The organism is Sorangium sp. So ce362 (assembly GCF_051519845.1).
Lineage (GTDB): Bacteria > Myxococcota_A > Polyangia > Polyangiales > Polyangiaceae > Sorangium.
The window spans coordinates 1,520,962-1,544,791 of the sequence record NZ_CP150332.1; the positions used below are offsets into that span (position 1 = coordinate 1,520,962).

At 72.8% G+C, this 23,830-nt stretch carries 15 protein-coding genes; 9 read left to right on the plus strand and 6 right to left on the minus strand.

The window, feature by feature from the left end; all coding sequences use genetic code 11:
• The 4 genes from WMF17_RS06015 to WMF17_RS06030 all read right to left on the minus strand — a co-directional run bounded on the left by WMF17_RS06015 (window position 1) and on the right by WMF17_RS06030 (window position 9,094).
• The gene (locus WMF17_RS06015; protein WP_437648615.1) at window positions 1-1,665 is read right to left on the minus strand and encodes a hypothetical protein; all 1,665 of its coding nucleotides are present in this window, start codon (window positions 1,663-1,665) and stop codon (window positions 1-3) included.
• 34 nt (window positions 1,666-1,699) lie between these two features.
• Window positions 1,700-5,854: a PAAR-like domain-containing protein gene (locus tag WMF17_RS06020; RefSeq protein ID WP_437648617.1), complete on the minus strand. Its 4,155-nt coding sequence runs from the start codon at window positions 5,852-5,854 to the stop codon at window positions 1,700-1,702.
• Between the two features lie 148 nt (window positions 5,855-6,002).
• Window positions 6,003-7,388, minus strand: coding sequence for a DUF1552 domain-containing protein (locus WMF17_RS06025; protein ID WP_437600998.1), 1,386 nt, complete (start codon window positions 7,386-7,388; stop codon window positions 6,003-6,005).
• Window positions 7,388-9,094: a DUF1592 domain-containing protein gene (locus WMF17_RS06030; RefSeq protein WP_437600999.1), complete on the minus strand. Its 1,707-nt coding sequence runs from the start codon at window positions 9,092-9,094 to the stop codon at window positions 7,388-7,390. The genes WMF17_RS06025 and WMF17_RS06030 overlap by 1 nt, the downstream gene beginning before the upstream one ends.
• A gap of 310 nt (window positions 9,095-9,404) precedes the next feature.
• Here WMF17_RS06030 and WMF17_RS06035 point away from each other — a divergent pair, with 310 nt between their 5' ends.
• From WMF17_RS06035 to WMF17_RS06055, 5 genes are all read left to right on the plus strand, one after another.
• A complete protein-coding gene (locus WMF17_RS06035) occupies window positions 9,405-10,316 on the plus strand; it encodes a hypothetical protein (RefSeq protein WP_437648619.1) in 912 nt (303 codons plus the stop codon).
• A gap of 28 nt (window positions 10,317-10,344) precedes the next feature.
• On the plus strand, window positions 10,345-12,318 hold the full coding sequence (locus WMF17_RS06040) for an SBBP repeat-containing protein (RefSeq protein ID WP_437648620.1): 1,974 nt from the start codon (window positions 10,345-10,347) through the stop codon (window positions 12,316-12,318).
• 268 nt (window positions 12,319-12,586) lie between these two features.
• Window positions 12,587-13,885 carry a glycosyltransferase family 4 protein gene (locus tag WMF17_RS06045; RefSeq protein WP_437648621.1) on the plus strand — a complete coding sequence of 433 codons (1,299 nt, stop codon included), beginning with the start codon at window positions 12,587-12,589 and terminating at the stop codon, window positions 13,883-13,885.
• Window positions 13,886-14,103: 218 nt separating this feature from the next.
• A complete protein-coding gene (locus WMF17_RS06050) occupies window positions 14,104-15,051 on the plus strand; it encodes a sulfotransferase domain-containing protein (RefSeq protein WP_437601004.1) in 948 nt (315 codons plus the stop codon).
• An 85-nt stretch (window positions 15,052-15,136) separates the two neighbouring features.
• Window positions 15,137-15,901, plus strand: coding sequence for a sulfite exporter TauE/SafE family protein (locus WMF17_RS06055; RefSeq protein WP_437648623.1), 765 nt, complete (start codon window positions 15,137-15,139; stop codon window positions 15,899-15,901).
• Between the two features lie 102 nt (window positions 15,902-16,003).
• On the opposite strand, the gene sat is transcribed toward WMF17_RS06055, so the two are convergent.
• Both sat and WMF17_RS06065 read right to left on the minus strand, forming a co-directional pair.
• On the minus strand, window positions 16,004-17,779 hold the full coding sequence (sat, locus tag WMF17_RS06060) for a sulfate adenylyltransferase (protein ID WP_437601006.1): 1,776 nt from the start codon (window positions 17,777-17,779) through the stop codon (window positions 16,004-16,006).
• 249 nt (window positions 17,780-18,028) lie between these two features.
• A complete protein-coding gene (locus tag WMF17_RS06065) occupies window positions 18,029-19,537 on the minus strand; it encodes a serine/threonine-protein kinase (RefSeq protein WP_437601007.1) in 1,509 nt (502 codons plus the stop codon).
• A 224-nt stretch (window positions 19,538-19,761) separates the two neighbouring features.
• On the opposite strand from WMF17_RS06065, the gene WMF17_RS06070 reads away from it, so the two are divergent.
• The 4 genes from WMF17_RS06070 to WMF17_RS06085 all read left to right on the plus strand — a co-directional run bounded on the left by WMF17_RS06070 (window position 19,762) and on the right by WMF17_RS06085 (window position 23,763).
• Window positions 19,762-20,364, plus strand: a complete 603-nt coding sequence (locus WMF17_RS06070) for a DNA-3-methyladenine glycosylase I (RefSeq protein WP_437601008.1) — start codon at window positions 19,762-19,764, stop codon at window positions 20,362-20,364.
• Complete coding sequence (locus WMF17_RS06075; protein WP_437648625.1) at window positions 20,361-20,903, plus strand: cysteine hydrolase family protein; 543 nt, start codon at window positions 20,361-20,363, stop codon at window positions 20,901-20,903. The genes WMF17_RS06070 and WMF17_RS06075 overlap by 4 nt, the downstream gene beginning before the upstream one ends.
• Window positions 20,904-20,910: 7 nt before the next feature.
• Window positions 20,911-21,912 (plus strand): glycosyltransferase, encoded by a 1,002-nt coding sequence (locus WMF17_RS06080; protein WP_437648627.1) that lies wholly within the window; start codon window positions 20,911-20,913, stop codon window positions 21,910-21,912.
• A 261-nt stretch (window positions 21,913-22,173) separates the two neighbouring features.
• Window positions 22,174-23,763: a glycosyltransferase gene (locus tag WMF17_RS06085; RefSeq protein ID WP_437601011.1), complete on the plus strand. Its 1,590-nt coding sequence runs from the start codon at window positions 22,174-22,176 to the stop codon at window positions 23,761-23,763.
• The last annotated feature ends 67 nt before the right edge of the window (window positions 23,764-23,830 follow it).

The following is a 23,830-nucleotide window of genomic DNA, read 5'->3' on the forward strand; positions in this document are numbered from 1 at the left end:
TCAGGGGCGCTCGGGTTGCTCGCCGCCGGCGCGCTCGATGCCGACGCGCAGCACGACCTCGCCGGCGTTCAGGTCGACGCCGAGCAGCGCGGCGTCGCCCGTGGCGAGCAGGAAGCGGAGCGCGCGCGGGGCGATCCGGAGCGGCGGCGACAGGCGCAGCGCGTCGCTCTCCTCCTCCACCCACGCGATCCGGCAGGCGTCGCCGGCGTCCAGCGCGAGCACGAGGTGAGACGCCGAGAAGGCGTGCAGCACGGCGCGCCCGGGCAGCGGGATCCGCCGGGGGGGCGCGCCCGCCTCGCCGCGGCGGACGATCGCGCGCCCGCCCGCCTCGAGGTGATCGCGCCCCACGGCCCGCGCCGAGGGCGGCGCGCCGAGCCCGAGGTGCGCGAGCGCCTCGAACGCCTCGCGCTCCTCGGGCGTGGGGCCGAGCGGCTCGCCCAGGGCCGGCGCCGCGGCCGGCGCGGACCAGGCCGCGGTGATGGCGCGCGCCGCGGCCGCCTGCTCGGGGGTCGCGGCGGGGTGCACGGCCACGACGTTCCCCCGCGCGTCGAGCTCCTGCACGCCGCCGCCCTTGCCCACGAGCAACCGGCTGCCCCGGACCGCAAGGACGGCGTCGCCAAGGAGCTTGCCGAGGACGGTGCGCGCGCCGCCTTCGAGGCGCACGATGTCCTGGAAATCCACCGCAATCACCGCGTCGCCGGCGGTCACCGGGCGGCGCAGGTGCAGCGTGCTCGAGGCGCCGACCAGCGCGGTGTGCGCCGGCGGGACGAACGGCGCCGGGAAGAGCCGCTCGCGGAGCAGATCCGCGTCCTCGCCGGACGCGAGCCGCCGTACCGCGTCGATGATCGCCTCCCGGAGCCTCGCATCGAGCGGATCGAGCCGGGCGCGGGCGCCCGGGGGGAGCGGCCCGGCATCCAGGAAATCGCGCCCAGCGCCCGCGAGCGCCTGGTCGCTCGGCTGGGACTGGAGCGCGCGCTGGAGACCCTCGCCGCGGAAGCGGCCGAGCAGGAGCCGTGGGAGGAGCTCGTAATCGGGCCGGCGCGCGAACGGCCCCGACCCCGCCCCGTACCATTCCAGGAGCCCTCTGGCCTTGCGCATGTTCGCGCCGGCCTGATCGATCCACGCCGCCGCCTCCAGGATGTGCCAGGGGTCCAGGAGGCGATCTGCCGAGGCGCACCAGGGGCCCTTGAGGTTCGGCGGGATCGCCTTGCGCCATTCACGCCGCGCGCGCTCGCCCTCCTCGCTGCTCCAGCGCGTCACGTCATCGAGCGGCTCCGGTACGCCGTGCGCGGCGAGCCACTCGAGCAACGCGCGCGGAACGCTCAGCTCGGCCCAGCCGCACCACTGCTTCCAGTCGAGGCCCCGCCAGTAGATCGAACGGTTCTCCGGGTAGAGGTCCACCCGGCCCACCGGCCCGCCCTCCGCCGCGAGCACGATCCCGAGTTGCAGCAGCCCGCGCGGCGCGCGGCCGAGCTCGTCGAAGTAAGGCTTGTCCTCACAGATCTCGAGCGCCGGTCCAAGGGCCTTCAGCGCCGCCCGGCCGAGCTCGGCGAAGACGCGGTCGCCGCCGTCGACAATCTTGCCCCGGACCGCCGCCGTCAACGCGCTCTGCAGGTCCTCGTTCCGCGGAGGGTGACCGTACGGGTACGGATTGATGAAGCGCACGGCAGATCCAGTAGCACTCGTCAGGCTCTTCGTGTCAGCGTCGGCGACGGCCACCTGCCGGCCTGGGGCGCGCCTGGACCCAGGAACCGCGGTGCACGTACGGTGTCGTCCCGCCGGTCCAGTCCGGCGCCATCATGCCAGGCCCCCACGGGTGGCCGCCTGGACCGGGCTCGGTGATTCCGCGATACGTGTCGTCCGGGATTCGGGAGCGCGCGCCGTGCGTGATGGCGCGGGTCTCCGAGGCGACCTCCCTCGCCACGCTCGACCCCCCGCCCTGCGCCGGGGTCAAGCTGTTGCACGCATAGATATCGATGCGTCGCCTTCGCCCTCGCTTCTGGCCGCGGAATCCCGCCGACGTGAGCTGCTGCCCGAGCTGGCGGCCGTCGATGTATCCATTGCCCCACTCCACCAGGTTGGGCGCGCCGTGCGTCGATACGATGACGTGATCCTCTCGCGCCAGGCTGCCCGGCGTGAGCTGATCGTACCGGAGCACGCGAGCGCCAGGGTTCTGCGCCTGGATCATGGCGACATGCTGCTGGATGGTCGCGTCGTGCGGCGCGCCCACGACGATCGTCGTGAGCCCGGAAGGATCGATGAAGATCGTGACGTTCGGAACGAACCCGATCTCCTGCAGCGAGCCCAGCAGGCCGATCGGGTCGGGGGTCAGGAAGACGTGCGTCGTCGGGTCGTAAAAGCGGTGGCGGTTGTAGTGCAGACCGGTCACCGCGTCGGCGCGCTGCCCGGCGAAGCGGAGCGCGCCCGGATCGCCCGCCGTGCGCGCGACGCGGCCGAAGGCGCCGAGATCGATCTCCGACGCGCGCCCGTCGCGGTGCAGGTAGAGCCAGGGCGTGGAGGCCGCGTCGGTCACGACCATCCGCCAGTCCTTGCCGTCGCGCGCCTCGAGGAGCGGCGTGAAGCCGTCGTCGTCGAAGACGCGCTGGATCGACGGCCCCCTCGTCGGGCGCTCCTCGACGAGGCTCTCGCCGTCCCAGCCGAACCAGGTGCTCTCGCCGTTGCCGTGCGCCTGCGCGACGCAGCGGCCGAGGGGGTCGTACAGGTAACGGACGGCGAGGCCGTCGCCGCGGACCGCCGCGACGAGGCGGTCGCGCTCGTCGTACGTGTAGCGCCAGGTTTGCAGCGGCCCCTGGCCGATGCGGGCCGCGAGGCGGCCGCGGGCGTCCCACTGGATCTCGGCGCTGCCCGCGCGCAGGGGGCGGCCGTCCCCGCCGATCGACCATGTGGGGCCGCGCGACGGGATCGGCGTTCCCTGGGGCGCGTACGTGAACTGCTCGTCGGCGCCGAGGCCGTGGAGGCGGAGCGGCCTGCCCTCGACGTCGAGGTCGTACTGGCGCGCGCCCCGCTCGCTGTCCGTGATCGCCGCGACCGGGCCCACCCGGCTCCACGTCCACGCGCGCGCCCGGACCGGCTCTCCACGCTCATCCAGGATGGCGACGCTCTCCGGCAGGCCCTGGACGTCGCGCGACCAGACGAGCGCGCGCGTCCCGTCGAGCCGCCTTCGCCGCGACTCGCCGCGCGCGTCCCGCGTGAAGGCGAGCCCGTCCGCCTCGGTGGCGGCGACCTCGAGCGACGCCGGCGCGCCATCTTCCTCGCGCCGGCGCACCTCGACGGACCACCCCGTCGCATAACGACGGTCGAGCACGCGGCCCGCGTCGTCGAAGCGGCGGGAGACGGCGAACGCGAACCCGGCTGCCTCCTGGACCTCCCGGACGACCCGGCCGTCGTCGTCGCGCTCGAACGTGATCATCACCTCCGCGTTCCGCGCGCGCGTGAGGTGGCCGAGCGCGTCGTACTGGAGCTCTTCCACGAGCCCGCCCGAGGTCTCGAGCCGCGTGACGCGCCCGGCCCCGTCGCGCTCGTAGCGCACCCATGCATCGTCGGCATGGGTCGTCCGGGCGAGGTGGTTCGAGCCGTCGTACTCGTAGGTCGTGGTGACGCCGCCGAACGAGGTCTCGCGGGAGAGGTTGCCGCTGCTGTCGTACTCGTGTGCATGGCGCTCGCCCGCGGCGTTCTCGATCCAGCGGAGCCGGAGCAGAGCATCGTAGCCGAGCCGGAATCGCCTGCCGTCCGGGCGCACCACCTCCACGAGCGCGCCGGCGACATAGCGGTACCTCGTGATCCCGCTCGCGTCGGAGCGCGCGGTGACGCGGCGGCTGGCATCGATCTCCAGCTCCAGGACGTTGCCGTTCGGCTCCTCCAGGCGCACCAGCGCGAAGCGCGAGTCGTACGCGAATCGATAGACTCCGCCCTTCGGGGTGCGCGCCTCGACGGGGCACCCGAACAGATCGAAGACGTACTCGTGGACGTCGCCGGCCGGCGTCTCGACCCGCAGCGGGTTGCCGTGCGCGTCGTAGTCGTACGTGAGCTCGGCGCCGTCCGGCCCGGTGGACGCCCGCACGAGGCCGTGCTCGTCCCACTCGAGGGCGTGCTCGCGGCCGCGCCAGTCGACGCTCCCGGTCGGGGTGCCCCTCCGGTACGTGGTGCGGGTCTTCTTCCCGTCGGGCCGCGTGCGGACGATGGCCTGCGCCTCCTCGTCGACCGCGTCTCGCCAGGTCGCGCCGTCGGGCTCGGTGACGCTCGCGAGGTGCCCCGCGGCGCTGTACGACCACCGCGTGGTCCGCCCGCCGCCGTCACGCATCGAGAGCAGCCTGCCGACCGTGTCGTACGTGTACGTGCGCGCGTGGCCGCGCGGATCGACATAGGCGGTCACGAGGCCGAGCGCGTTGCCCGTGTACGTGTGGGTCGCGCCCCCGCCGTCGATCACCACGGTCCTGCCCCGGGCGGGGTCGTACGACAGCCGGGCGTGGTGGATGCCCCGGGCGCCCGGGAGGCGGGGCGCGCCGAGCTCCGCGAGCACGTCGCGGCCGGCGATCTCGCCCCACGTCTCGACGCACCGTTTGACGCCGTCGATCGCCTCGTACCTGAAGTGGAAGGCGAGCCCGTCGGGCAAGATCTCCCGGATCAGGTAGTGCTCCTCGTCGTATTCGTACCGGATCTCGGCGCCGCCCCCGTCGATGACCCGCACGAGATCGCCCGCGCCGTCGAGCTCGTAGGTCACGGCGCGGCGGGTGTGCGGGGTGCCCTGCTCGTCGGTCGCGGTCACCTCCCACCAGGCGAAGAGCCCCTGGCGCTCGAGCCGGGCGCGCCGCCCGACGGCATCGACGATGCCCGTGAGCTCGTCGCCTCGCCATTCCATGGTGGCCTTGTTGCCGAACGCGTCGCGGATCTCGGCGAGCGCGAAGCGCTCCTCCGGGGCGGCGCGGCGCAGCACCCGCACGAGCCCGTCGTCCTCCTCCACGAGGAGATCCTCTGCGATGACGGCGACGCGGACCCCGAACGGCAGGAGCAGGACGTGATCCTGCGCGGGCCAGGAGAGCGCCTGGGTACGACCGCCCGGCGCGGTGAGCTCGAGCTCATCGCCGCGGCGCCGGGCGCTCCAGGCGAGATCGTGCGACCACCCCCACCCCATGCCGCAGCGGTGCCGCACCGCCGCGGTCGAGTAGCTTCGCTCCAGGGTCACGAGCAGGGGCCCCGGCAGATCGAGGTCCGCGACAGGGTTCGTGTACATGGCCCCCGTCACGACGTCGACCGGGTGCCCCGCGGAGGCCTGGCCGTCCGCCGCCGGCGGCGCGGGTGGGCTCGGCGGGCCCGCGCCCTGGCCGCTGCCCCCGCCGCCGCCGCCGCCGTTGCTCGGGCCCTGGGGGCCGCCGCCGCCCGGACCGCCGGCGCTGCCCCCGCCGCCGCCGCCGCCCCCGCCGCCGCCCGCGGCGTTGCTCGCGCTCGCCCCGGCGCCGACGGTGATGCTCTTGTTCATCTGGCCCATGCTGCCCGTGATGCCGGCCATGCCGAGCTCGATGAGGACGTTGGGCGCGCCCAGCCAGGGAAAGCACGGCCCCCCCGTGTTGAGGCTGACGACCTCTCTGAGCGTGCCTGACTCGTTGCCGTGACAGGCCTTCATGCAGCCGCCGACCGTGAGGATCTTCGCCCCTTCGATCTTGGTCCGCATGCACGGATCGATGATCCCCTCGGCCACGGAGCCCACCGTCGGGTACGGGATCGGCAGCGGGCTCGGCGCCGCAGGCGTCAGGCACACGCTGACGGCCATGCCGGTCATCTGGTGACCCGACTTCTCCGTGATCGTGTCCATGTGAAGGGCGGTGACCTTGGCCATGGCGCTCTCGAGCGTCGCACGAGGGGTGCACCGGCCACAACTCGGATGTCGGCGCCACGCGCGCGCGGGCCCGATGCGAGGCGGGTACTCCCGCGGTATCTCTCGCTCCGGCGGTCAGCCGCTCCGGCGCGACATCAAACTCGGCTCCTCAGCTGGTCAGCCCCGTCAGGGGCCCGGTGCAATACTTCGGGTCGCCGAACGACTCCGTATCGACGCCCATCGCCTGGAGCAGCGAGACGAGCAGGTTGTTGTGCCCGACCTGCTTCGTCTGCGAGACGAAGCGGCCTGTCTTGAAATGGCCACCTGCGTCTCCGGCGAGCACATAAGGGATGTTCTGGCGCAGGTGATTGCCGTCGGCGTGCTCGTTCGTCCAGAAGATCACCGTGTTGTCGAAGACCGAGCCGTCTCCTTCCGGCATGCTCTTCAGCTTCGCGATCAGGTAAGCGAGCTGATCGGCGTAGAAGCGGCTGATCTTCGTGAGGCGCTGGCGGTTTGCCGGGTCGGCGTAGCCGTTGTGCGCCATCGGGTGGTGGCCCTCGGTGATGTCGGGGCCGAGGAAGCTCAGCACCTTGGTCGTCGCGGAGTTCGTGAACTGGAGGCTCGCGACCCGCGTCAGATCGCAGGCGAGGGCCATGGCCATGAGATCCAGCTGGAGCCTCGTGAGCTCGGGCATGCTGGCGACCTTGTCCGGGTTGATGTCCGGCGTCAGCACCGGCTCCGCGCAGGCCGCGGAGGTCGGCGCCACGCCGCGGTCGAGGCGCGACGCGATGTCCTCCACCGACGCGAGGTGCCCCGCGAGCTTCTCCTGATCCGCGGCGCCGAGTCGCCGCTGCAGCCGCTTGTAGTCGGCCGCCACCTTGTCGAGCACCGCCCTGCGCTGATCGGTCTTCTTCGTCGCCGCCTCGGGCGTGATGGACAGGTCGGAGAAGAGGCGGTCGAACGCGGCATAGGGGCTGTTCTCCGGCGGCAGCGGCTGCGCCGGGCCCCGGTAGGCGATGCGCGCGCCCACGTTCGCCCCGTACACGAGCACGCCGAGCTCCAGCGACAGGAACTTGGTCCTCGTGCCGATGTGGTTCGCGATCTCCTGGTCGACCGAGATGCCGTCGGCCCAGCCGCACGACAGCCCGGCGTCGCCGGGGAAGTCGCCCTCCTGCATCGCGCGCGCGGTCAGGCACTGCCCCGTGCCCTTCTGGTGCGCGTCGCCCGGCCCCACCAGCGCCGACAGCGCGCTCACGTTGCCGAGGACCAGCAGATCCTCGTTGTGGTCCTTGAGCGGCGCCAGGATGGGCGACAGCTCCTCGCCGTTCTGGAGCTGCGTCGACGACGGCCAGAAGTCCGGCGGAACGGTGCCGTTCGGCGTGTAGATGACGACGAAGCGCTTCGGGAACTCGGCCCCGAGCGCGGCCCGCCCGGTCTGCTCCGACGCCGGGGCGAGCCGCTTCGAGCAGCCCATCACCTCGAGGAACGGCAGCGCGAGCGCCGCGCCGCCGAGGCCCCGGAGCGCGGCGCGGCGGCTGAGTCGGAACGGCTTCATCACGGCTCTCCTTCTGCGGCGCCTGCTGTGGCGCCTGCTGCGTCGATCAAGCGCCGGTAGCGGAACGCGTCGGTCTGGGTGAGCGCCACGAGCAGCGCCCGGATGTTGTACCCGGACGCCTCGAACGCCTGCGTCGCCTGCGCGAGGCTGCAGCTGTCCTCGCTCTGCTCGGCGCGGCCGTAGCCGAAGCGGAACCACTGCTTGACCACGCACGCGCGCACCTGCTCGCTCTGCGCGAGCCGGTGCGCGAGCTCGACCGCCCCGTCGAACGGGCCGTCGATGTCGGTCTGCGTGAGCTCGCCGCTCGCGTCGACGGGGATGCCGTTCTCGGCGTCGCGCCAGCGGCCGAGCGCGTCGTAGTGCTCGAAGCCGAACCCGATCGGGTCGAGCAGCGTGTGGCAGCTCCTGCACCCCGGATCCGAGACGTGCTCGGAGAACTGCTCGCGGGTCGTCTTCGTCGGGTCGACCATGGGCGGCTCCGGGACCACGTCCGGCGGCGGCGGCGGGATCTGGCAGAGCAGGCTCTGGCGCACGAACCGGCCGCGGTGGACCGGCGACGACCGGTTCGGCTTCGCGTACAGCGAGAGCAGCCCGGCCTGCGTCACGAAGCCGGCGCGCTGCGACGGATCGAGCTCGACCCGCTCGAACGCGTCGCCCTTCGGGCCGCCTTCGACGCCGTAAAACTCGGCGAGCTCCCGGTTCATCATCGAGTAAGGCGCCGTGAACAGCGCGCTCACGCTCGCGTCCTGCTCGAAGATCGCGTGGTCCAGGAACGCCTCGGTCTCGGCCTGGAAGAGCGGCAGGAGCTCGTCGCGGTACTCGGGGTAGAGCTCCGGGTCCTTCCCGCCCGCGGCGATCTCGTCGATCTTCGCGAGCCCGAGCCACTGGCGGTGGAAGCCCTTCACGGCCTCGCGCGCCCGCGGGTCCTCCAGCATGCGCCGCGCCTGCGCCTCGATCTCCGCCGCGGTGCCGAGCGCCCCCCGCTCGGCGGCCGCGAAGAGCGCCTCGTCGGGCATCGTGCCCCAGAGCAGGTACGAGAGCCGCGAGGCGACCTCGTGGGACGTGAGCGGCGCGACGTCGCCCTCCACCGGATCCGGCATGCCGAGCTCGACGCGGTAGAGGAAGTGCGGCGACTGGAGCATCGCCTGGAGGAGGAGCGCGAGGCCGGTCGACGCGTCGTCGGGCGTGTCCCCGAGGGCGATCCCGCGCCGGAAGAGCGCCACGAAATCGGCGATCTCGTCCTCGGCGAGGGGCCGGCGGAACGCCCGCTTGCCGAACGACGCGACGAGCGCCGCGATCTCGCCGCGGCACGCCTCGCCGCCCGCGGCCTCCCGGCACGTGGGCGCCTCGCCGAGCAGCTTGCCCGCCGCGCGCGCCGCGATGCCCTCGGCCGCGGCCATGTACTGCTCGGCGAGCAGCGGGCTCACCACGAGCGCCGCCGCCTGGTTGTTGAAGCCGAGCGACTCCTCTTCAGGCACGAAGCCCCGCGCAGGGCGGCTGTCGTCGCCGAGGAGATCGGAGATCGTGTTGTCGTACTCCACGCGTGTCATCCGGCGGAGCGGGGACTCGCCGGGCTCGATCGCGGTGCACAGCGGGGCCGTCGCCTCGCCGTCCTCGTCGTTCCCGGGCAGATCGCCGAACTGCCCTGTGCAGGAGGCGAGGAGGAGCAGGCCGATGGGCCAGCGGAGACTTCGTGGTTCAGCCATGATGCCTCGTCAGCGAGCGCAAGCAGGGTCCGGGGGCGGGATCGCGCGCCGCCGTGCAGCGCGCGCGGCGCGCGCCCTCTCGCCATCCGCCAGGGAGCGTATTGCAATCGTCTGCTCCGGGATAGGAGCCGCGCGAGGAGAGGGCGAATCAAGTGGGAGCACGGGGCCGATGCGATCCTCCCCTGCGCGCTCGCCTTACCGCGGACGCCGCCTGCCGCGCACACCCCGGATGACCGCGGGGGGCCATCGACTCGGTCCCTCGAAAGCGGCGCTCGACCCGCGACGTGCGGAGCGACTATGCTCGCGCGCAATGCAAAGGCGAACGCTCGCCTGTCCTGTGTTCTCTGCGGTATCGCGGCGCCGCGCGCGCCGCTCCCGGGCGGCCGCGCTGCTCGGCGCGGCGCTCGCCGCGCTCGCCGCGTCCTCTTCCGCGCTCGCCGCCGAGGGCGCGCCGGCGCTCCGCCCCGAGGCCGCGGAGCGCGATGGCGGGGACGACCCGCCCGCCGTGGGAACCGAGCTCTTCAGCGCGGGGTTCGATCTCGAGATCGCGGGTCGTACGCTGTCGTATAGCGACCTGCTCTCCGGGAATCTCCGCACCTACGAGGTGCTCGGCGTGCCCATGCCGTCCCTCCGGGCCGAGCTGTACCCGCTCGCGCGCAGCGCCTTGCCGGTGCTCCGCGACCTCGGGATCGCGCTCTCGTACGCCCGCGCCATCGGCCTCGACTCGGAGGGCGCCGCGGGAGCGGGCGTATCGACCTCCTGGAGCCGGCTCCACGCCGGCCTCAGGGGCCGTTACCGCCCGGCTGGGCGCACCGGGCCGGTCCTCTTCGCCGGCGGCGGGCTCTGCTGGACCGACTTTGATGTCGAGTTGACGGGCGACCCGTCGCGCGACGCCGCGTCGGTGTCTTACGTCGCGCTGCGCCTGGGCGTGGACGGGCGCTTCCCTGTCGGCCCTGTCGCGCTGGAGGCGGGTGGAGGCTACCAGGCGCCGCTCTCGATGGGGGCGCTCGCGTCGCATTTCCGCGAGCCGAGCGCCGGCGGCGTCGACCTCCGCGTCGCGGTCGCCGTCCCGTTCGCGCCGGGGCTCGAGGCGCGCGCCGGAGCGTCGTATACGCGCTTCTTCTATGACTTCGACTCCGAGCCTGGGGACCCGTACATCGCCGGTGGAGCGCTCGATCAGCTCTTCGGCGCGCACCTGGGGGTGGCTTACCATGGGTACTGAGGTGCGCGGATCGCGCGCGGCGCGCGGCGTGTCCGGCCTCCGTCGCGGCTTCTGGACGGCGGCCGCGCTCGCCGCGCCGGCCTTGCCGCTGCTCGCGGGGTGTCCCGGGACGATCGACGACAGGCAGCGGTTCAACGGGCCCGACGACCGCCCGCCGTCCGATTGCGCCGACGTGCCGTCGGTGTTCGCCGAGCGCTGCGGCGGCGCGAGCTGCCACGGGCCGGGCGAGCCCGCGGCCGCCCTCGACCTCGTCACGCTCGGCGTCGGCGCCCGCGTCGCCGGGCGCCCGGCCCAGAGCTGCGCGGGGGTGCTCGCCGACCCCGACCGGCCGGAGGAGAGCGTGCTCTACGTGAAGCTCACCGACGCGCCCTCGTGCGGCGCGCGCATGCCGCTCGGCGCCGCCCCGTACTCGTCCGGGGAGCTCGCGTGCGTGGCCGCGTGGATCGCGGAGCTCGCGCCGGCCACGTGCAGCGGCCCCGACTGCGGCTGTCCCGGGTGCGTGTGCGCGCCCGGCGCGCAGGAGGCGTGCTACACGGGCCCCGGGGCGACGCGCGGCGTCGGGCGCTGCGCGGCCGGCACGCGCGCCTGCAACGCCGAGGGCACGTCGTGGGGCCCGTGCACGGGCGAGGTCCTGCCCGCGTTCGACGCGTGCGACACGCCCGACGACGAGGACTGCGACGGCGTCGTGCCCGCCTGCGAGGAGGTGTGGAGCCGCGGCTTCGGCGACGCGAACGGCCAGTACGCCCGCTCCGTCGCCGTCGACGCCGACGGGAACGTGATCGTGGCCGGCCAGCTGGAGGGGACCGTCGACTTCGGCGGCGGCCCGCTCACGGCCACGGGCGCCGACGCCTTCGTGGCGAAGTTCGACAGGTTCGGCACGCACCTCTGGAGCAAGCGCTTCGCGGGCGACGGCAACCAGTTCGCGATGGCGCTCGCGGTCGACCCGGTCGGCGACGTCCTCGTGGCGGGCCGCGCGTTCGGCAGCGTCAATTTCGGCGGCGGCGTGCTCGTGTCGCACGGCCGTGAGGACGTGTTCGTCGCCAAGCTCGACGCTTCCGGCGAGCACGTCTGGAGCAGGCTCTTCGGCGGATCCGGCGCGGATCGCTGCGATCGCATCGCCGTCGACCCGGCGGGCAACGTCCTCGTGGCCGGCGGCTTCCACGACGCCGTCGATTTCGGCGGCGGCGTGCTCACGAGCGCGGGCCTGCGCGACGCCTTCGTGCTGCGGCTCGCCTCGGAGGACGGCCGCACGCTCCTCGCCGTGCGCACCGGCGGCGAGGGCGACGACCTCGCCCACGGGATCGCGGCCGACGCTGCCGGCAACCTGCTCGTCGCGGGGCATTTCTCCGGATCCATCGACCTCGGCGGCGCGCCGCTCGCGAGCGCGGGGCTCACCGACGTCTTCCTGGCCAAGCTCTCCCCCTCGGGCGACCCCGTCTGGAGCGCCCGGTTCGGCGGCGCCGGGGCCGACGAGGCCCACGACCTCGCGGTGCACGAGGCGACGGGCGACGTGGTGCTCACGGGCACGTTCGCGTCGACCATCGACTTCGGCGCCGGCCCCCTGACGAGCGCCGGCGGGCAGGACCTGTTCGTCGCCCGGCTCTCGGGCGCCGGCGCGCACGTCCTGAGCCGGCGCTTCGGCGACGCGGAGGACCAGCTGTTCACCGACTTCGAGACGGGCGCGCGCGCGAGCGCCGCGGTGGACGCCGCCGGCAACCTCGTGCTCGCGGGGCCGCTCTTCGGCGCGGCGGATTTCGGCGGCGGGCTGCTGACGAGCCGCGGCAAGACCGATGTCTACCTGGTCAAGCTCGGCCCCTCGGGCGATCACCTGTTCAGCGCGTTGTTCGGCGACGCCCAGACGCAGGTCGCCCTGGACGTCACAGCGGGCTCGGGAACGAGCGTGCTGCTCGCCGGCCGCTTCTACGGCGGCATCAACTTCGGCCAAGGGACGCTCTCGGGCGCGGGCCAGGGAGATGCGTTCCTGGCGAAGCTTTCTCTGTAGCTCCCCATTGTAAATGTACAGACGCGCTGTCCACTGAGCTGTTCACCGAGGCGGCCCCATCCGTGTGCCAATTTGCCTCGCCTGGGGCAGGGTGGATGTTCGCTTGTTGCCGGCGCGGGTCCGCTGCTTTCATTCCGGCCTCGTTTCCAGCCTCTCCGTGGCGGCATGTTCTCTGCTCAACGTGGCTCGACCGCGCGGCGAGGCCGCGCACCCCCCTTCACCGGAGGACTCCTGTCGCGCCGGTAGGCGAGCCCGAAGGAGCAGAGGTATGCGCATCCTGCTTATCACAAAGATCTTCCCGAACGCGATGAACCCGGGCCAGGCGCCGTTCAACCGGCGGCAGTTCGCCGCGCTGTCGCGCCATTGCGACATCGACGTCTTCGCGACCATCCCCTGGTTTCCGGGGGCCTCGCGGTTCTCCAAGTGGTCAATCGCGGACGAGGCGCCTCGCGAGGAGGTGATCGAGGGATTGCCTGTGCGTCACCCGCGGTTCCTGTATCTGCCCAAGGTCGCGCCGTATCTCAATGGCCCCCTCTATGCCGCCTCGATGCTCCTGGAGCTCGCGCGGAGCCATCCGGCGCCGGACGTCATCGTCGGCTCGTTCGCGTATCCGGACGGCTTCGCCGCGGTGTGCCTGGCGGAGCTGCTCGGCGTCCCGGCGGTCGTCAAGGTGCACGGCTCGGACATCGACGTGCTCTCCCGGCAGCCGGCGGTGAGGCCAGCGCTGGCGTGGGGGCTCCGGCGCGCCACGCGCGTCGTCGCCGTGAGCCAGCAGCTCGCGGAGGGGGTCCACGCCCTCGGCGTGCCGCGCGACCGCATCGATGTCGTCATGAACGGCGTCGATCGCGCCATGTTCCGGCCGCGGGACCGGGGCGAGGCCCGCGCCGCCCTGGGCCGCTCCGCGGAGCGCCGGACGCTGCTCTACGTCGGCCACCTGCTCCGCGACAAGGGGGCGCTCGACGCGATCGCCGCCTTCGAGCGGATCGCCGCGGCGCACCCGGACATCGACCTCGTGATGGTCGGGAGCGGCGCCGACGAGCAGGCTTGCCGCGCGGCGGCGGCGCGGCTCGGCAGCCGCGTCCTCTTGACGGGTCGCCTGCCGCACGACCAGGTGGCGCGCTGGGTCGCCGCCTGCGATGCGCTCGTCCTGCCGAGCCATCATGAGGGCACGCCCAACGTCGTGATCGAGTCGCTCGCGTCCGGCCGCCGCGTGGTCGCGACGCGGGTCGGGGGCATCCCCGACGTGCTGCGCAGCCCCGAGCTCGGCGAGCTCGTCTCGCCCGGTGATCTGCCCGCGCTCTCCCAGGCCCTGGTGCGCGCGGCGTACGCGCCGTACGATCCCGAGCGGATCGTGGCGCTCGCCGGGTGCAAGGGGTGGGACGAGAGCGCCCGCGCCTTTTACAACGCGATCCTGGCGGCGCGGGGCGAGCGGCCGTTGCCGTTGCCGGCGCTCGACAAGCGCCCTGTGCTCCAGCTGGATGGGCAGTCCACCTCATCGACGCGATGGCCGCCGCCGGCCTCGTGGCGCTTCCCGGACAGGGCGCAGCTCGAGGCGAGCCGGTCCTGAAGCACCTCGCGGCTCCGTATCTCGCCTCGGGCCGCCGAGGCCGCTCCGCCCTCGTCGGCGCGATCAGGTCGATGGGCAGCTGGGAGCACCCCTTCGTTTTCCTGCCGGGCACCCGATGCACTGGTCCGGTTCTTGGACGCCCTCAGCCGACAGCCGATGCTGGCGATCCGTTGCTCACATGAGCGAGCGGCCTGCGCCGAACCGGGAGCGAGGTAGCGATGAAGAACGAGCTGATCATGCCGACGCGCGTCGTCCGGGACTATCTCTCCAGCTCGCTGGTCTGGGGGGATTTCGTGGCTCAGGGCGGCTTCGTCTCCGGGGACATCGTCGTGGTGGACCCATTCAAGGCGGGCACCACGTGGACACAGCGTATCCTCCAGCAGATCCTCGACAACGGAGAGGAGCGGGAGCAGGGGCTGTCGGACACCTCCCCCTGGCTCGACTCCAGCTTCGGCGATCACGCCGCGATGCTGGCGGTGCTACAGCGGCAGCGCGAGCGCGGGCAGCGGCGGGTGATCAAGTCGCACCTGCCCGCGGACGCCGTGCCCATCGCCCCGCAGGCGCGCTACCTGTTCGTCGGCAGGAACGGCAAGGACCTCGGGATCAGCTTCCACAACTACCTGAAGCAGTTCTCTTCGGCGACCATGGCCACCATCAACCGCATCCACGCGGAGTGGTCCGGCGACCGGACGCCGCTCGTGATCCCCGAGAGCATGCGGGGGTTCTTCGATCGGTGGCTGGACACCGACGGGTACGGCTGTTGTAACCTGTTCGACGTGGTGAGGTCGTGGTGGGCGTTCAGGGGCGAGCCGAACGTGCTCCTCATCCATTACGGCCGGCTGAAGGAGGACCTCCGCGGCCAGATCGCGCGGATGGCGGAGTTCATCGGTGTCGAGCCGGCGCGGCTGCGGATGGATCGGATCGTGGAGCAGTGCTCCTTCGGCTACATGCGCAGCCGGGCCGAGCAGATGGCGCCGTTTGGCGGCGCGCATATGGTCGATCCCAAGGCGTTCTTCCACAAGGGTCCGACCCGCGACCACCGCTCCGAGCTCACCCCGGAGCAGATCGAGCGCTTCGATCGCATGGCCCTGAAGACGCTCGGGAAGGAGTGCGCCCGCTGGCTGGAGACCGGCGACGAGCGGGCCGGGATGGCGGCCGTCGCCTGACCCGGCGAGGTCTGTGGACATGGGCCGCGGGAGCGGCGAGCGCCGGCGGCGCCGGTAATGGACATCAGGGGCGAGGTGCAGCTACATGGCGGCAGCGTACCTGATCGCAACGCTCGGCGTGTGCATCGGCGTCACGGCTGGGCTCCTCGGGGCCGGCCCCTCGATCCTCACCGTGCTGCTCTTGACGCGCGTGGCCGGGCTCGAGCTCGACCGCGCCATCGCGACCTCGCTCCTCGTCGTCGCGCTGATGAGCGCCATCGCCGTCATCCCCTACGCCAGGGCGGGTGCCGTCGCCTGGCGCGCAGCGCTCGGCGTCGGTTTGGCCTCGATGACCGGCGCCTTCCTCGGCGGGCGCATCTCGGCGCTGATCCCGCAGGAGGTCCTGCTGATGATCTTCCTCCTCGCCACGGTGGTGGCGGCGGTGGCGATGCTCGGCAAGCGCCCTCCGCTGCCGCTGGACCCCGGCGGATCGCGCCCGCGCGGGCAGTCGATGGCGGTGCTGGCGACGGGGGGGCTCCTGGTCGGCAGCTTGACCGGCCTGGTCGGCCTCGGCGGCGGGTTCGCGATCGTTCCCCTCCTGGTGGTGGTTGTCCGCACCCCCATGCGCGCCGCGATCGGCACCTCAATCCTGGTGATAGCGATGAATACGCTGGCCGGTCTGGCGGGCCACCTCCCCCACCCGTCGATCGAATGGAGGATCGCCACCTACCTCGCCGTCGCCGAGTGCGCCGGGAGCGTGGCCGGCGCCCGGCTCTCCACGCGCGTCAGCGCGGAGGCGCTGCGCCGCGCGTTCGGCGGCATCATGCTCGCGGCAGCCGCGTTCATGCTCGGCCGGCTCGTGCTCCGCTAGGGCGGCGTGGCGGCGCTAGGGCGGCGTGCCGGCGCGCATGCAGCTCCGTGCCACGCTGGGTGTTCAGTTCCGTGGCAAGGGGCACGCACCGCGCCGGCAGCGTCATCCAGCGCGGGCGAGCGCTTGCCCCTGGGCCGCTTCCAGGAGGATTCGCGCCACCTCGGGGCGGCTGAACTCGGGCGGGGGCAGGTTCCCTGCCCGCAGCATCTCGCGCACCTGGGTCCCGGAGAGGGCGATGCGCGTCGCCGGACCCCCCGGCGCGGTCTTCTCGGTCGCCATCCCGCCGACGGTCGTCGACCAGAAGGCCTCCTCGAACCGGAGCGGCTCGACGCCGAGCTCGCTCGGGAGGAAGTCGTCGAACGCCCGCTGCGCGTCGTACGGGCCGTAAAACCGCCCGACGCCGGCGTGGTCGCGCCCGACGATGAAGTGGGAGCAGCCGTAGTTCTTGCGCACGATCGCGTGAAAGAGGGCCTCGCGCGGGCCTGCGTAGCGCATGGCGGCGGGGTAGAGCGCGAGGACGACCCGGTCCTCGGGGTAGTACCGCTCAAGCAGGACCTCGTAGCAGCGCATCCGGACGTCCGCCGGGACGTCGCCGGCCTTGGTCGCCCCGACGAGCGGGTGGAGCAGGAGCCCGTCCGTGATCTCGAGCGCGCACTTGGTGAGGTACTCGTGCGCCCGGTGGATCGGGTTGCGCGTCTGGAACCCCACCACCCTGCGCCAGCCTCGCGCCTCGAAGGCGGCCCTCGTCGCGGCCGGATCGCGCGGGTACTGCGGGAACAGGGGCACCACGGAACGATCGACCAGCCGGACCTCGCCGCCGAGGTACACGTCGCCCGACGATCTCAGGTACGAGACCCCCGGGTGGCTCGCGTCGGTCGTCCCGTAGACATGGCGCGCCTCGAGATCCTTGTCCGGTGCCCAGCGATCGCCGAGCTCGAGCACGCCGACGACGCGCCCGTCCGGCGACGCGAGCGCCACCTCGGCGCCGACGGAGAGGCCGGCGGCGGCCTCCCTCGACACCGCGAGCGTGATCGGGATCGACCAGACGGCGCCGCTCTCGAGCCGCCGGTCGCGGACCACGCGCAGGTAGTCCCGCTGGGTCATGAAGCCCTTGAGGGGGGAGTAGGCGCCGTTCCCGATGAGCTCCAGATCGCTCGCTCCCCGCGCGTCGAGGGCCACCCGGGGCAGGCCGGCCGCGCGCTCGCGGAGCTGCTGCGCGGCCTCGTCGCGGGCGATCCGATCGACGAGCTCGCCGCCGTGCGGCGGCACGAGGCCGCCGGCACGGGCCGGGGCGCCGCGTTCGCGGGTATCTCCGTCGCGCGTCGGCTCGGCGGGCCAGTCGCGCGGGCGGAGGTACCCGAGCACCTCGAGCCCGGCGATGATCTTGGCGAGGCTCTCGCGGGGCGACTCCCGATCGGTGTGCACGACCACCTCGGGGGACAGCGGCGGCTCGTACGGGTCATCGACGCCGGTGAACCCCTTGATCTCGCCGGCGAGGGCGCGCGCGTAGAGCCCCTTGGCGTCCCGGCGCGCGAGCACGTCGATCGGGCATTCGCAGTACACCTCGCAGAAGCGCCCGATCGCGCGCCGCTGCTCGTCGCGGATCGCGCGATAGGGGCTGATGGCCGCGGTGATCGCGCACCCGCCGGAGCGGGCCACGAGCTTGGCGACGAAGCCGATCCTCCGGATGTTCGTGTCCCGGTCCTCGCGCGAGAACCCGAGCCCCTTCGAGAGGTGCATCCGGACGACGTCGCCGTCGAGCGATTCGACGTGCACGCCCCGCTGCGATAGCTCGGCGGCCAGCATGGAAGCCAGCGTCGACTTGCCGGACCCGGAGAGCCCGGTGAACCACACGATGAATCCCTCGACCGAGGCCATGCGGTGCTTCCCTCCTGGCGCTCGATCCCGGCGCCGATGCCTCTCTGGCTCCAGAGCTCAAGCATGCGGCATGCCGCCCCTTCCGAGCGCGCGGGCCCACCGATGCGGCCGGCGTGCGAGAGGGGGAGTCCCCGCCGACACTCCAGGTCCTCCGCCGGTACGACCCTCACGATATTTCCGCGAGCGGCGCCGCGGGGCGTGGGCAGGACCGGGGTGCCCGCGGGCGCGTGTGCAGCTCCGTGGCGCGCCTCACGCCACGGGCACGGCCTTCTCCGGCCGCAGGCGCAGGGTGGGGCCGGGATCCGGGGGCGGGGGCTCGCCGCGCGGCATCGCCGCGCGCGCTGCCCAGAAGCTCCTCGCGTCCTCCGGCGTCCAGGGCGGCGCCGGGGCGCATGCGTCGAGCGTGGTGAGCAGCTCGCGCGCGCTCTGGTAACGATCGCTGGGCCGCTTGGCGAGGCACCGCATCACCACCTCTTCCAGCTCCGACGACAGCGGCCACGGCGAGCGGAGCGACGGCGGGATCGGCGGCATCGTCAGGTGGGAATAGACGAGCTTGCCGAAGCTCCGGCCCTCGAACGGGGCCACCCCCGTCAGCAGGTAATAGAGCGTGACCCCGAGCGAGTAGATGTCGCTGCGAGCGTCGACCGTGCCGGCCGAGATCATCTCCGGTGACATGTAGGTCGGCGTTCCCTTGATCACGCCGACGTCCGTCATGCTCGCGTCCCCTTGCAGGGTCACCTGCTTCGCGATCCCGAAGTCGAGCACCTTGAGCACGTCCTGCTCGTCGCCGACGCGCGTGATGTAGAGGTTGTGAGGCTTGATGTCGCGGTGGATGACGCCCGCGTCGTGCGCCTCCGCCAGCGAGAGGCAGGCCTGCCGCGCGAAGTGCACGACGCGCGAGGCGGGCATCGGGCCGTGATCGCGCACCAGGGTGGCCAGGTCGGCGCCGGCCAGGTGCTCCATCGCGATGTAGAAGATGCCGTCGCTGCTCGCCCCGAAATCGAAGATCCGGATCGTGTGCGGCGACGTGAGCCGGCTCGTCGCGCGCGCCTCGCGCTCGAAGCTGCGCACGTCGCTCTCGGATTTGCTCTCGCTGCGCAGCAGCTTCAGCGCCACGTCGCGGCGGAGCGACTCGTCCCAGGCGAGCCACACCTCGTTCTGCCCGCCCCGGCCGACCGGCGCCACGAGCCGGTAGCGGCCGAGCTTGCGGGCCTCGTAGACCTGCTGGCGCGCCGACCAGAGGCCGTGGCTCGCCGCCGACACGAGGATCGCGGTGGCGAACACGAAGATGTAGTTGCAGGCGAAGATCACGAGCGACCGCGGCGACGTCCACTGCGCCGCGAGCGCCGGGTCGAGGGACGCCCCGGCGCCCATGATGATCGGGAAGCTCAGCGCCACCGGGAGCGTCATCCGGAGCGAGCGCGTGAAGTGCGTGGGCAGGATCGTCGCGTCGACGAGCATCACGATCGAGAGCCCGTGCATGTAGTTCCAGGTGAGATCCCCGAGCTCCAGGGCCATCACCGAGATCAGCCCCGCCGTGCTCCAGACCGCGAACACGTGCGCCGCGTCGAGGAGCTCGGCCGAGGTCTGCTGGCGCCGGGCGAGGAGGTAGAGCCAGAGCAGGATGATCTCGCCGAACAGCCGGTAGAGCAGCAGCCGGGCGATGGAGGCGCTCGGAAACACCGCCAGCACGACGAACACGTCGAGCGCCGCGAACGTGGGCCAGGCCACGAGGGCCGTGGGGAGGCCCCGCGCCATCGCGCGGCGCTCCTCCGTCGAGGTGGCGCCGCGAGACCCCTGGGATCCCATCGGATGAGAGCTGCTCGAGGCGGTCATGGTGCGGCGCGGCCCAGGGTGCTGGCCCCATTGGAGCTCTGCGCTGGCGGGGAGTCAAAGCGCACGTCGCGCGGTCACGCGGGATGGCGCGGGATCTCGTGGGTCCGTGGGATCGCCCGGAGGGAGGGCTGCTACAGTGCCGCGCGATGCCGGAGCGATGCCCTTGGGTGACCGCGGATCCAGAGTACGCCGCCTATCACGACGAGCAGTGGGGCGTGCCGCTGCACGACGACCACGCCCTCTTCGAGATGCTGATCCTCGAGGGCGCGCAGGCGGGGCTCAGCTGGCTCACCGTGCTGCGCAAGCGGGCGGCATACCGCGAGGCGTTCGCGGGCTTCGACCCGGCCCGCGTGGCGCGCTTCACGCCCGCGCGCGTCGAGAAGCTCCTCGCGAACCCCGGCATCGTGCGCAACCGGCTCAAGGTCGCGTCGGCCGTCACCAACGCGCAGCGCTTCCTGGAGGTGCAGCGCGAGCACGGCAGCTTCGACGCGTACCTCTGGGGTTTCGTCGGCGGGGCGCCCGTTGTAAACGCGTTCCGCGCCCTCCCGGAGGTCCCCGCGAAGACGGCGATCTCGGATGCGCTCAGCAAGGATCTCGCGCGCCGCGGTTTCAAGTTCGTCGGCTCGACCATCTGCTATGCGCTCATGCAGGCGACCGGGATGGTCAACGACCACCTCGTGAGCTGCTTTCGGTACGAGCAGGTGAAGGAAATTGCCGGCGCCCGGGGGGCCAGAGGGAAACGGAAATGAAGCAGACGACCGCGCTCGTGATCATCGATGTGCAGAATGGCGTCCTCGACGGGGAGGCGCCCGTGCAGGGGGCGAGCGGGCTGCTCGAGCGCATCGGAGGGCTCCTCTCGCGCGCCCGCGCTCGCGGCGTGCCGGTGATCTTTGTGCAGGACGACGAGGTGGGGGAGGTGGGCTCCGCCGCGTGGGAGATCCACCCGTCGATCGCGCCGGCGGACGGCGAGGCGCGGGTCCGCAAGCTCGCCTGCGACGCGTTCTTCGAGACCGAGCTCGCCGGGCGCCTCGAGCGGCTCGGGGTCGAGCACCTCGTCGTCGCGGGCTGCAAGACGGAGTTCTGCGTGGACACGACCTGCCGGCGCGCGGTGACCCTCGGCTTCGGCGTGACGCTCGCCGCCGACGCGCACGGCACCTCGGACAGCCCGGCGCTCACGGCGGCGGCGATCGTCGCGCACCACAACCGGCTGCTGGACGGCTTCGGCGTCATGATGGACGGGCGCCCGCGCGAGATCCGCGCCGTGCCGAGCGCGCAGATCGAGCTCTGATCGGCCCGTGGCGAGGATCGGCTACTACGTCCACGGCCGCGGGCGCGGGCACGCGAGCCGCGCGCTCGCGATCGCGGGGGCCCTCCGCGAGCGCGGCCACGAGCTCAGGATCTACGGCGGCGGCCAGGCGGCGGATCTGCTCGGCGCCCTGCCGGAGCACCGCCTCGTCCGGCCCATCTACCCCGGCCTCGGGGGCGTGCTCGAGCTCCCGCGCCGCCTCGCCAAGGAGATCGTCGAGCAGGCGGGCTTCCGGCCCGACGCCATCCTGAGCGACGGGGACGTGCCCTCGCTGCTCGCCGCCCGCGCGCTCGGGATCCCCGCCGTCGCGCTCGGCCACGACCTCCTCTTCTCGCGCTGCCGCCTCCCCGAGGAGCTGCCGCGCCTGCGGAGGCTCGCGTGCCGCCGCACGACGTGGGCCGTCACCCGGCGGACCTACGCGGTCGCCGTCCACTTCCTGCCCGCCGAGCCGGCCGCGCCGCGCACGATCGTCGCGCGCCCGGCGCCGCGGCGGCCGCCCGCGGGCTCGGGGCAGGGGATCGCGCCCGGCGCGGTCGTCTGCTACTTCCGCGATCGCAACGCGCGCGCGGCGATCGAGCTCGTCGCGGCGGGCGGGCGGCGCGTCGTCGCGTTCGGCGACCCGGACCTGCGCGTGCCCGGCGTGCAGGCGATGCCGTTCGACAGCCGCGATTTCCTCGCCCACCTCGCCGCCGCCTCCGCCGTCGTGGCCTCGGCCGGGAGCAACCTGCTCGCCGAGTGCGTCCTCGCCGGCAAGCCCGTGCTGGCCCTCCACGCCGAGCACGATCACGAGCAGGCGCTCAACGCGAGCCTGGCCGCGCGCGCCGGGGTCGCCGTCGCGTGCTCGTTCGCGTCGCTCTCGTCGCGCTGCGTGGCGCGCTTCTTCGAGCGCGTCCGCGCAGGCGACTTCGCGCGCGTCGACCTCGCGGGCACGCTCCCGGATGCGCCGTCGGCCGTGCTCGCCCTGCTTGATGAGGCGCGCAGAATCGCCTAGGTGCATCGTCGCGTTCGCACTTGCGCGACGACGACAGGTGTGAAATCGGCACAGGGTTTGCTAAACGTCCCCGCCGACCCGGACTGACGAGGGCGAGGAATGGCTGCTGTGGCCAGCATGCTGTGGCCAGCGGCAGGCTGCGCTCGCGGGCGCGGAACGACACGGCTGCCAGAGGCACGACATGAACGTCATATCGATCGTTGCGCCGCGCGCACCGGTCGTTGACGGCGGTCTGCGCCGCTTCTCGAAGGAGCAACGAAGATGACCATGGATGCAATACGGCCGCTCGGTGAGCACCGGATCGATCGCGCACAGCACGAGGCGATCGCGTCGGTGCGCCACACTTCATCGACCGGATCGGCGCGGGGAGGGCATTCCCTCGTCAGGGCGCAGGCGGCGCTTCCCGAAAATCCCTTCGCTGCCCTCTCCGGAGCCAACGGGCGACCGCTCAAGGTCGCCATCCTCAGCGACTTCACGCGCATTCCTTACGCGAACGGGGCCGTCTTCCAGACGCGGGCCCTGTATCGCGCGCTCAACACCTGTGGTCACCAGGCAACACTGATCGGACCGCGGGATCCGGACGCCTCGGCCGACGAGATGCCGCCCGGCACCATCGCCCTGCCCAGCCTGCCGCTGCGCACCTATCCGGGGGTGCACCTGCCGATGCCCCTGGAGTCCTTCGTGTTCGATCCGATGCGGTGGGATTTCGACATCTGCTTCGCCCAGACCACGACGCTCCTCGTCGAGTTCGGCATCTGGCTCCGCAAGATGCGCGGCATCCCGCTGCTCTGCGTGAACACGACGCACCTCGCGGCCGCGTACGACGTCCTCCTGCCGGAGCGCGTGTCCCGGATCGGCGCGGTCCACACCGTGCTCCACAAGACGCTGCGCGCCCCGATGGAGCGGCTCTTCGTGGACCTGTACAACCAGGGCGACGGGCTCGTCGTGCTGAGCGAGGGGCTGCGCGACTACTGGCGCGAACGCGGGGTGACTGTGCCCATCCACGTCATCCCGCGGATGGTCCCGGAGGACGTGTTCGATCGCCCGCTCGGCCCCGACCCGTACGCGCCGATGCTCGAGGAGCGCGGGCTGGACGCGCGCGGCCCGCGCTTCGTCTGCGCCGGGCGCCACACGCGCGAGAAGTCGCAGCACCGGCTGATCCGCATCTTCGCCGAGCACATCGCGCCGCACCACCCGCAGGCGACGCTCACGCTCGTCGGCGACGGGCCCGACAGCGCGGCGTACGCGGCGCTGGCGCGCGAGCTCGGCGTCGCCCGGCGGGTGATCATGACGGGCGAGGTGCCGTACAGCCGCATCTCGGACTATTACCGGCACGCGACGGCGTTCCTTCACGCGTCGCTGAGCGAGACGTTCGGCAACGTGCTCAGCGAGGCGCTCTGGTGCGGCACCCCGACGGTCGCGTTCGCCGACGGCATGGGCGTGAGCTCGCAGATCCAGAGCGGCTACAACGGCCTGCTGCTCGAGCCGGGCCGCGGGACGCTCCCCGAGGACAAGGCGAACGCCGCGTTCGGCAACGCCGCGCTCGCGCTCGCGCGCGACCCGCAGGCCGCCGCGCGGCTCGGGAGCGCGGCCGCGCAGCGCGCGCGCGAGCGCTCCTCGCCGCTCGTGGTCCAGAGGATGATCGCGAACGCCTTCGTCAACGCGCGTGAGCACGCTGCTGGGTCCGGCCTCCGGCCGCTCGTCGACGGGCCGAAGGCGCTCCAGTGGCTGGAGACTTTCCGTCACTTCCGCTCCTGGTTGGGCTTCACCGGCGGTCTGTTCGCCTTCGGTCACCTGCGCCCGGCCGCGGCGCCGCGGCCGAAGGGCATCCAGCCGTCGTTCTGCGCATGAGGTCCGTCTAGCCATTGACCACCATGCGCGCCTGGCGCGCATGGTAGACCTGCCCGGCGTCGCCCTC